The sequence below is a fragment of the Fodinicola feengrottensis genome (assembly GCF_039530045.1).
In the GTDB taxonomy this organism is placed as follows: domain Bacteria; phylum Actinomycetota; class Actinomycetes; order Mycobacteriales; family HKI-0501; genus Fodinicola; species Fodinicola feengrottensis.
In genome coordinates, this window is record NZ_BAAANY010000046.1 from 39,205 (window position 1) to 48,890 (window position 9,686).

At 65.4% G+C, this 9,686-nt stretch carries 7 protein-coding genes and 1 tRNA gene; 5 read left to right on the forward strand and 3 right to left on the reverse strand.

Annotated elements, in window-relative coordinates:
• The first annotated feature begins 69 nt into the window (after window positions 1-69).
• The 3 genes from ABD301_RS40650 to ABD301_RS40660 all read left to right on the forward strand — a co-directional run bounded on the left by ABD301_RS40650 (window position 70) and on the right by ABD301_RS40660 (window position 6,534).
• Window positions 70-2,205 (forward strand): serine/threonine-protein kinase, encoded by a 2,136-nt coding sequence (locus ABD301_RS40650; protein ID WP_344315362.1) that lies wholly within the window; start codon window positions 70-72, stop codon window positions 2,203-2,205.
• Window positions 2,205-4,211, forward strand: coding sequence for a serine/threonine-protein kinase (locus ABD301_RS40655; RefSeq protein WP_344315363.1), 2,007 nt, complete (start codon window positions 2,205-2,207; stop codon window positions 4,209-4,211). Before ABD301_RS40650 ends, ABD301_RS40655 begins: the two co-directional genes overlap by 1 nt.
• 85 nt (window positions 4,212-4,296) lie before the next feature.
• A complete protein-coding gene (locus ABD301_RS40660) occupies window positions 4,297-6,534 on the forward strand; it encodes an endo-beta-N-acetylglucosaminidase (RefSeq protein ID WP_344315364.1) in 2,238 nt (745 codons plus the stop codon).
• Here ABD301_RS40660 and ABD301_RS40665 read toward each other — a convergent pair whose 3' ends face one another.
• Window positions 6,535-7,152, reverse strand: a complete 618-nt coding sequence (locus ABD301_RS40665; RefSeq protein WP_344315365.1) for a hypothetical protein — start codon at window positions 7,150-7,152, stop codon at window positions 6,535-6,537.
• Between the two features lie 129 nt (window positions 7,153-7,281).
• Here ABD301_RS40665 and ABD301_RS40670 point away from each other — a divergent pair, with 129 nt between their 5' ends.
• Complete coding sequence (locus tag ABD301_RS40670; RefSeq protein ID WP_344315366.1) at window positions 7,282-7,692, forward strand: DUF1003 domain-containing protein; 411 nt, start codon at window positions 7,282-7,284, stop codon at window positions 7,690-7,692.
• Window positions 7,693-7,741: 49 nt separating this feature from the next.
• Here the strand turns inward: ABD301_RS40670 and ABD301_RS40675 are convergent.
• Window positions 7,742-7,826, reverse strand: a tRNA-Tyr gene (locus ABD301_RS40675).
• 160 nt (window positions 7,827-7,986) lie between these two features.
• On the opposite strand from ABD301_RS40675, the gene ABD301_RS40680 reads away from it, so the two are divergent.
• Entirely contained in the window at window positions 7,987-8,478 is a 492-nt protein-coding gene (locus ABD301_RS40680; protein WP_344315367.1) for a YajQ family cyclic di-GMP-binding protein, read from the forward strand.
• A 3-nt stretch (window positions 8,479-8,481) separates the two neighbouring features.
• On the opposite strand, the gene htpX is transcribed toward ABD301_RS40680, so the two are convergent.
• A complete protein-coding gene (htpX, locus tag ABD301_RS40685) occupies window positions 8,482-9,345 on the reverse strand; it encodes a zinc metalloprotease HtpX (RefSeq protein WP_344315368.1) in 864 nt (287 codons plus the stop codon).
• Window positions 9,346-9,686: the final 341 nt, after the last annotated feature.

Below are 9,686 nucleotides of genomic sequence, written 5' to 3' on the forward strand. Positions count from 1 at the left end.
CGTGAAGCAGGGATTGCGCGGGCGCGTCATGATGGGGCCTAGCGAAGGGAGGCGAGCGCGGTGCGGCCGTTGACAGGGACCGATCCGCGGGCGGTTGGCGGCTATCTGTTGTTGTCGCGCCTTGGATCGGGCGGCATGGGCGTGGTTTATCTGGCCCGTTCCGCTGGCGGCCGGCTGGTGGCCCTGAAAGTGATGGACGAGGAACTCGCCGCCGAACCCGCGTTCCGGCAGCGTTTCCGTCAGGAGGTCGATGCCACCCGCGTGCTGGCCGGCGCCTTTGCCGCGCCGATGGTGGAAGCCGATGTCAGCGACACGGCGACCATGCCGTGGCTGGCCACCGCGTACCTGCCCGGCATTTCCTTGCAGGAGACGGTGACTCGGCATGGGCCGCTGCCAGCAGCGACGGTGTGGATGCTCGCCGCTGGTTTCGCCGAAGCGCTCGCGGCGGTCCATAGAGCCGGGATTGTGCACCATGATCTGACCCCATCGAATGTCATGCTCCTCACCGACGGGCCGCGGCTGATCGACTTTGGTCTGGCCGCCCTGGCTGGCGCCAGTTCCCGCACCCGTACGGCCGAGCCGCTGGGCTCACCAGCGTACGTTTCGCCTGAGCAGGCACTCGGTGAAAAGGTCGGCACCGCCAGCGACATGTTCTCGTACGGTGCCGTGCTGGCATTCGCCGCCACCGGCGCCGGGCCGTTCGGAGATGGGCCGGCCCACACTCAGCTTTATCGGGTAGTCAACGAAGAACCGAGTCTGGCAGCGGTGCCCGATGAGCATCTTCGGCAGTTTTTGGCCTATTGCCTCGCCAAAGATCCGGCTGTGCGGCCAACTTTGCAACGAGTGATGCAAGGGATGGAGCCGATCGTGCGGCAGGTGGCCGCCGCCGGTGGTCACTGGCTGCCGCCGGCGGTGCTGGTCGAGATCGCGGATCGGACTCGTACGGCCGAAAACGCCACTCTGCCGGCCCGCTATCGGCCTTACGTCTCGGCCGATGACACCGCCTTCGGGCGATTGATCAGCCGGCGCACGCTCTTTCGGGGCGCTCTCGGCCTCGCTGGCGTGGCCGCCTGTATCGGCGGTTGCAGCACGTTCGTGGCAGTCAAGCATTCCGTGCGATATCCATGGAGCTTCGACGAAGAAGGCGCGCATCTGGTGGTTGCCGGCAACCTGGCCTTCGTTTTCACCGCGCCCGACAACCTGTATGCCCTGGACGCCCAGACGGGGCGTCAGCTCTGGACGGCGAAGACCAGGGAATATCCCGACCGACCCGACATCGTGGTGGCCAATGGAAATGTTTATGTTTTCACTGGCAACGAGACCAACGTCTTCAACGCGACTACCGGTCGGAGCGCCTGGGCTAACAGTGACGCGTGGTACGGCCCGGCGACAGTCTCGGGCGACACTCTTTACTACCAAGGTCCCCTTCCCGACAACTCTCTCACCGCCGTTGATGCCCGCACGGGGGTTGAGCGCTGGCACGGCCTCGCCCTAAGCGGCCTGATACCGCCACTGGTGTGCGGCCAGATCGTTGGTGTAGTGGACGACGGAACAATGGCGATCCATGGTATAGACGCGCGCACTGGGAAACAGGTGTGGTCTTACCAGACGGGTTCAAGTTCTTCCCTGGACGCGAAGTTTCTCGCTGGCCGTGATCATTTCTATTATGGCAACCAAGGTCGGTTCCTCGCGATCGGCGCCGCCAGCGGAAAGGTGAGTTGGCAAACGACGGGGCCAGTTGCCGCGCCGGTGCTGGTGGGCAATACCTTCTACCTCGGAGCGCAGGGTGGCACTCTGCACGCGTACGACGCCACCAGTGGAAAACTCAGATGGGCTTTCCCGGTTGGCGCCGAAGATGACCAGTTTGGCGCCGGCACCCAGCCGACGGAGGCCGACGGGATGGTCTATTTCCATGGCAGCAAGGACAAAGCCTTCGGGCTGGTCGCCGCCTCCGGGAAGAAGGTGTGGGAGCTGGATGTGTCCAACCCGAACGTGCCAAACGGTGCGCCGGCAGTGCTCAATGGCGTTGTTTACGTCATCCAGGACGAAAATTATGTCAAACAGTTGGCCGCGGTGGACGCCCGCACCGGAAAGGTGCTGGACACCCGGGAGCTTTCCGACTTTGGCGAGCTGACGATCGCTGGCCGGGAGCTGATCTACGTCCAAACGGGGGCGGGCATCGTCGCGCTGAGGGCGGTGCGGTGATGGAACCGTTGACTGGCACTGATCCGGCCTTCATCGCGGGCTATGAGACGCTCGGCAGGCTGGGCGCTGGTGGGATGGGCGTGGTCTATCTCGGGCGTGCCCCCAGCGGCCGTTTGGTGGCTGTCAAGGTTATCCGGGCCCGGTTTGCCGGGGATCTGGAGTTCCGCGCGCGATTCCACCGTGAGGTTGCCGCGGCTCGGGTGGTCAGCGGTGCTTTTACCGCGCCCGTCATCGATGCTGACCCAGACGCCGACCAGCCCTGGCTTGTCACCGCGTACGTGGCAGGGCTCGCGTTGGATGAGGCGGTCCGCGATTTCGGTCCACTGCCGGTCCAAAGCGTGCGTACGCTCGCCGGAGGTCTGGCCGAAGCACTCCGGTCCATTCACGCGGTGGGTCTCGTCCACCGAGATTTCAAGCCCTCCAACATGTTGCTTGCGGCCGACGGGCCACGGGTGATCGACTTCGGGATTTCCCGCGCGCTGGACGCGAGCAAGCTCACCCAGACCGGTTTCCTGGTCGGCTCGCCGGGATTCATGTCCCCCGAGCAAGCCGCTGGTCAAGCGACGGGCCCCGCCTCAGACGTCTTCTCGTTTGGTGCCGTATTGGCGTATGCCGCGACTGGGCGGGAACCTTTTGGCGGCGATGGCCCGATGCCCGCCCAGATCTACCGAACGCTTTACACCGAACCAGACCTCACTGGCCTGGATACCCCTTGGCTGCGCGAGATTACCCTTGCCTGCCTGGACAAACAGGCCGAGCGGCGACCGACGGCCCAGCCGCTGTTGGACTTCCTTTTGGTGTCCGCGCCACCGAGCCCGGCTGGCCCCTGGCTCCCGCCGGCGGTCATGGCCGCTTTGGCGCAACGCGTGCAACAGTCCGAGCACCTGCTCGAGATTCACCGGCTGGCCACTGAAAAGGCCGCCGCCGAACGGCGACGGAGGTCGCGGCGAGCGGTCATCAAGGGTGCCGCGGGGGTGGCCGTACTGGCCGCTGTCGGTACGGGTTCGGTGGTTCTCATCGTCGAGAACTCGATACCGCCCCGGAGTCCGGAGTGGTCAGGCCTGCGGGTCACCACCACACCGTTGTCCCCGCCGAACCCTGGTGGTTGGAACTACACGAAAGAAGCGCAACTGGCCGGCCCGCACGGCAGTGTTGGCATCTCGTGGTCGGCGGTCGGGGATGAACTCGACTCCCACGAGGCGGCGGATCTGCACACGTCGGCGATACGAGCGCGGCCCGGCCAGAAACTGCTCGTCGCGGCCGTTGATCAGATGGTCACCTACGCTGCTTTTCCACCGGGCAAGGCAAACCCTGTTGTCGTTAAGCTCAAAGTGGGAGACCAGTCGACCGACCTGAAGAACCTGCCGCTGTCGGAGAATTCCTCGACAACCCAAGTGATTGTGGTGGGCGCGGCGCCGACGACGCCAATACGTCTCCAGTTGGTCGATGCCGGCCGGATGGCCGAGATGGACCTGCGGACGGCAAAAGTGATCGACAATCCGTACCAACAGTTCCAGTCCGACGCCGCCTGGACGGGATCAGCGACGGCGACGGCCTTCTTTTATGGCCAACCAGTGACCACCGAAATCTCCGCTTCCGTCGGACTGTCGACCAGCAAACAAGTCGCATCGATCGTCAACTACTTTCCTGGCAACGGCTGGGCGCCTCCGGGAAAGGCTTTCCTCGCCGTGCCAGCACCCGTCCTTTACGGCAGCTTTCTCTATCCGACCGAAGTTCAGTGCGACGACTCCACCGCGTTTTCCTTCCATCTGCCCAGTGGGGCGGTGGTGCCCGCCGACCGGCATGCCCGTACGACCATCCTGTTGGACACTTCGGGGATCACACCTGTGCCGGTCACCTTCCTGGTGCCCGCCGACACTCGCGGCGGGCGCATCGTGCTCGACCTGAGCAAATCGCAGCTGAGGGACATCAGTTCCTCGGGGGCCACGACCCACCGCTGGCAGAAGGCACCCACTTTCGCACTGCCGCTCAAGTTCCCGAGCTAGGGTGCGGCCTTGACAGGCCCGGCGGAACCACCTTAGCTAAAGCGATTAAGTGGACGTCCGACGCGTCGCGCTGGGGGTAACGCCGATGTCAGCACCGCAAGCTCGGAATGACGACGAGGTCCGGCGCGGAGGTCTCAGCCGTCGGGGATTCCTCGTGGCGGCAGGCGCCGCTGGCCTGGTTGCGGGGATGGCGGGTCCGGCGTGGGCCGCCGAGCCGGCCGCGGCCGGTAGCATCGCACCGGTCTGGCCGGGTACGGCAGGCGGTTTTCCGGGTTTCGAGGTGGACACGTCGGCGAAAATCGCTGATTTGCTGGCGTACGTGCCGGAAAAGGACCCGGATGCGAAGTTCTGGCGATCCCGGGTGCCGTTGGCGGCACGGATTCCGGCGCTGACCCAGGCTCAGGCGCAGCCCGCGTTGGACCCGCGGACCCGGGCGACGAACCTGTCGCAGGTCTACATGCCGCTGACCTCCGACCAGGCCCGCTATAACCCCTCCGACGGCACCGACTATGCGGTGACCACTCAGCATGCGGACAAGGCCGCGGAATTCCAGTACGTACGGTATGGCACCTCGGTCAACGTCTATGTGCCGCGGTTTTCCCAGTATCAGGACATTTTTAGTGGCTGGCCGGCCTCGAACGAGTCGATTACCTGCCTGCCGAACCCGGCATACGTCGACACTGCCCACCGCAACGGCGTGATCGCCCTCGGAGCGATCGGCAACCCGTACATGTCGGCTGGCGACCCGCACGGTTTCCTTGCGCAGGACGAGAGTGGCCGGTTTGTGGTGGGCGACAAACTCGTCGATCTGGCCGCTTTTTTCGGCTTCGACGGTTACTTCCTGAACTTCGAGGAGTCGGTGCCAGTCGCGCAGGTCGCGAAGATCATGGCGATGTTCGGTGCGATGAAGGCGCGTGCTTCCCAGCTGGGGCTGAAAACCTTCCACCTGCAGTGGTATGACTCGCTCGGCGTCGACGGCAACCTGTCGTACCAGAACGCGCTCACCGCGGTGAACGAAGGCTGGCTGCTGGACGGGCACTGCGACACCATCTTCCTGAACTACTGGTGGGGTCAGCCGGAGGTCGACAGCAGTGTCACGCAAGCGAAGAAGGCTGGCCTTGACCTGCTGAACTCGGCGTTTTTCGGCATCGAAATGGAAGGCGGCGGGTGGCAGGGCCAGCCGCCGGTGGACCCGACCGGATACTGGGCCAAGGCGACCGCACCGGTGCCGGCGAACGGGAGCGCGCCGGCCAAGGCGAGCGTGGCGATGTTCGACGCGGTGCAGGACACCGTTCGCTGGAGCCGACAGCAGGCGGCCGACCCGAGTGTCCCGGCCATCGCGGCGGCGACCTACGACTACGAGCGCCGGTTTTGGTCAGGTGCGGCGAAAAATCCGGCCGCACCAGTGCCTGCGGGCGCCAACTTCGGGGCCGCGAATTTCTTCGCCGAGCGGTCGGTGATCGGCTCGGTTCCGTTCGTGACTCGATTCGGCACCGGCCAGGGCACGGCGTTCTATCTCAACGGCGACAAAGTTGGCGACGCACCTTGGTTCCATGCCGGCATCCAGGACTTGCTGCCGACCTGGCAGTGGTGGACCAAGCCGTACGCTGGCGGCAACGGCTCCGCGCTGACGGTCGACTACGACCACACGACCGCATTCACTGGCGGCAATTCGGTGACTATCTCCGGGAAGCTGGGCCCAGCGAACGGAACCGAGGTGCGGCTGTATAAGACCGCGATCTCGGTGGGTGGCTCCGCATTAACGGCCAGTCTCGTTTACCAGGCCAATGCCGGCAGCCTGGTCAGCCTGGGGCTGACTTTTCAGGACCGGGCGGGCGCCACCGAGTGGCTCCCGTTGTCCGGCGCGGTGCGCGAAAATCTCGGCAGGTGGACCCGCGCGACGGTCGACCTTGGGAGGTTCGCGAATCGTACGATCGCCGCTCTCTCGGTTGGCGTTCACAGCCGTACGGGCGTCCACGACTGCCTCGTACGCCTGGGGGAGCTGATCATCGACGCTCCCGGCCGCTGCCGCCCCGGACCCAAACCTTTGGGCTTCGCGCTGGAAAAGTCGGCCGTCAACTCGGCGCGTACGGCCGCCCAGTTGCGACTGACCTGGGAATTGGACAACACCGTTTGGTATTACGACATTCTCCGGCACCATCCGGGCGGCGGTTGTACGTGGCTCGGCCGGATCAGCGCTGACGCGTACCACGTCAGCGCGATGCCCCGCGTTGGTCAGGAAAAGATGACCAGCCTCAGCCTGCTGCCCACCGATTTCCACGGCGTACCAGGACTCGAAGCCACTCTCGACTTCCGTTGGTAGTTAGTGGAAAACAATCGCGTGGCCGGTCGCGACACTGATGCGGGCCGCTTCATGGAGGGTGAGCCAGACCTCCCATTCCATCCGGAACGGGTGGTCTTCGGGCACCGCGGCGACCCGGGCCGCTTCCGCGTCGGAAAGAGTGCCGTCGCTGGTCAAGACGATGCCGAGCGGCTCCGCGCAGTCCACGAGTTCGGCGAGCAACCGCTGGCTTGACCCGGTCAGGACGCTGTCCACCTCGACCGGTTCCGGGAAGTCGACCGGGACGTACGTGCCGTCGCAATCGGAGTGGTAGATCAGATGTGACGTGAAGTCCATCGCCACCTCGTCGACGAGGTCATCGTCCGCTGAGAGCTCGTCCGGGCTGGACACCGGCGGCACCGGCATTTCCAGGATGATCCGGGCGTGCACGCGGCGCAGGTAGTGGATGAGTGAGTACGAGAAACCGTCCAGCGCGGCCCGGTTTCCGGACAGCGGTGCCGGCGTTGGCTCCGCCCAGACGATGCCCTCGGTGGCCAGCCCCTCGCTGAGCAGAGCCATCGACTTTCGGGCGTACTCAACGCCTTCGTCGTCATAGCCGACGAAACTTTGTTCAAGACCAACGGTCACAGACAATCCCATGCGCGACACAGTAAAGGTGAGGACAGTGCCGGCGCGGCCCCAAAAGGGCAGACAAAAGACTCGTGTCGCCGAGCGGCGACAAGCCGAAACCGAGATCCTTTACGTCAGCCAACAAGAAGGAGCTGCCACATGAGCACGTCCACCGCCGCTGCCACGCCGCTGCACCACCCGGCCGTCGTCGAGCACCTCGCGAAGCGGGCCAGCAGCATCCAACTTCGCGTCGCGGACGCCATCACCAAGTTCGCCGGCTCGATGATGTTCGTCTACATCCACGCGATTGGCTTCGGCCTCTGGATGCTGTTCATCGAGCCCAGCCCCTGGCCCACGCTGACCCTCGTCGTGTCGCTCGAGGCGATCTTTCTGTCCACGTTTGTGATGATCGGCCAGAACCGGCAGGCCGAATTCCAGCAGATAAAGGCGGACCACGACTTCGTCGAACAGGAGTTGGAGCTCAAGACAAACACCGAGCTGACCCGCGCCATCCACGTCATGACCGAGGAACTGCACCGCCGGCTGCTGACCACGCCGGAGGCAAAATGACCGCAACAAGAAAACGGCTCCGGACCGGAGGTCAGGAGCCGTTCACAGCTGGTGGCGGGTGTTGGGTTTGAACCAACGTAGGCTGAGCCGGCGGTTTTACAGACCGCTCCCTTTGACCACTCGGGCAACCCGCCAGGGATCTTGCGTGTTCAGTTGTCGATCTTGCCAGCACGCCCACGCCGGGTGCCCAGTGGGTCACTCGGCCCGTACGCACCGGCCTGAGGCAGGATAACGAACGTACCGGGACCGGTTGCACGCCGGCCCCGCCGTCAGTGCGAAAGGGAGTGGGTAGCGGTGGCAGACCCGTCGTTCGATGTGGTGAGCAAGGTCGACCGTCAGGAGTTCGACAATGCCCTCAACCAGGCGTCGAAGGAGCTGTCCAACCGGTTCGACTTCCGTGGTACGGGTGCGTCGGTGGCCTGGACGGGCGAGGAGGCGCTGACGATCGAAGCGTCGACGGAGGAGCGCGCGAGCGCGGCCCTGGACGTTCTCAAGGAGAAGCTGATCAAGCGTGGCATCAGCATGAAGGCGCTGGACGCCGATGAGCCAGCGGTGTCCGGGAAGATCTACAAGATCAAGGCGACGATCGTGCAGGGCATCTCGTCGGAGAACGCCAAGAAGATCGCCAAGGCCGTACGAGACGCCGGTCTCAAAGGTGTGCAGGCGCAGATCCAGGGTGACCAGCTCCGGGTGACTGGTAAGAAGAAGGACGACCTCCAGGGCGTCATCAGCCTGCTCAAAGAGGGCGACTTCGGCATCGCCCTGCAGTTCACCAACTACCGCTAGCGGTCAGCGGCGGTAGCCGGCCATTTCCTCCAGCCGGCGGATCCGCTCCGGCATGGGCGGGTGGGTGGAGAAGAGCGCGGTGAGGCCGCCGCCGCGGAACGGGTTGGCGATCATCAGGTGGCTGGTGGACACCAGGCTCGACTGCTCGGGCAGCGGCAGCGAGGCGGCGCCCATGTCGATCTTGCGCAGCGCGCCGGCCAGCGCCAGCGGGTCGCCGCTCAGCCGGGCGCCGTCGGCGTCCGCCTCGTACTCCCGGGAGCGGCTGATGGCCAGCTGTACGAGCCCGGCCGCGATCGGGCCGAGGATCAGCATCACCAGCCCGACCAGCGGATTTGGCCGGTCGTCGTCGCCGGAGCCGCCCATCGGGATGAACCAGGCCAGGTAGCCCAAGTACGTGATCATGCTGGCCAGCGCGCCGGCCACCGACGACGTCAGGATGTCGCGGCTGTAGACGTGCGACAGCTCGTGGCCCAGGACGGCCCGCAGCTCGCGTTTCTCCAAGACCTGCACGATGCCCTCGGTCACGCAGACGGCCGCGTGCCGAGGGCTGCGGCCGGTCGCGAAGGCGTTCGGCTGGTTCGTCGGGCTGACGTACAACCGCGGCATCGGCTGCCGGGCGGCGGTCGCCAGCTCTCGGACCATCGAGTAGTACCAGGGCGCCTGCGCCTCGCTGACCGGGTAGGCCCGCATCGACCGCAGCGCGATCTTGTCCGAGTTGAAGTAGCTGACCCCGTTCACCACCAGGGAAATCGCCAGCGCGATCAGCAATCCGGTGGTGCCGCCGAGCGCGTACCCAGCCAGCAGGATGATCCCGGACAACCCACCGAGCAACACCGCCGTCTTCAAGCCGTTGTGATGGCGGTGCACAACCCCTCCTGCGCATGTACGAAAACCCAGCGCCCGTCCAACGCCTGGCTCGTCACCGTACGTTCCCGCACGCATTATCCGCGCACCAGCACACCGCCCGCATTTCGCCATCCCGGCCCAACCCCACCCCACCGCGTGCCGGTGCACCAGGCGAACGCCGTGGATACCGACGTTCTCCGCCCGGCTCAACCCGCGTACCGGCGACCCTGTGGACGCGGTGGGTACGGAGGTTCTCCGCTCGCCTTAGTCCCATCGCGTACCGGGACCACGTGGACGCCGACCCCGCCCGACCCAACCCCCACCGCGTCGGCCGTCAGGCCGACCAACTCGCGCCGCCGGGG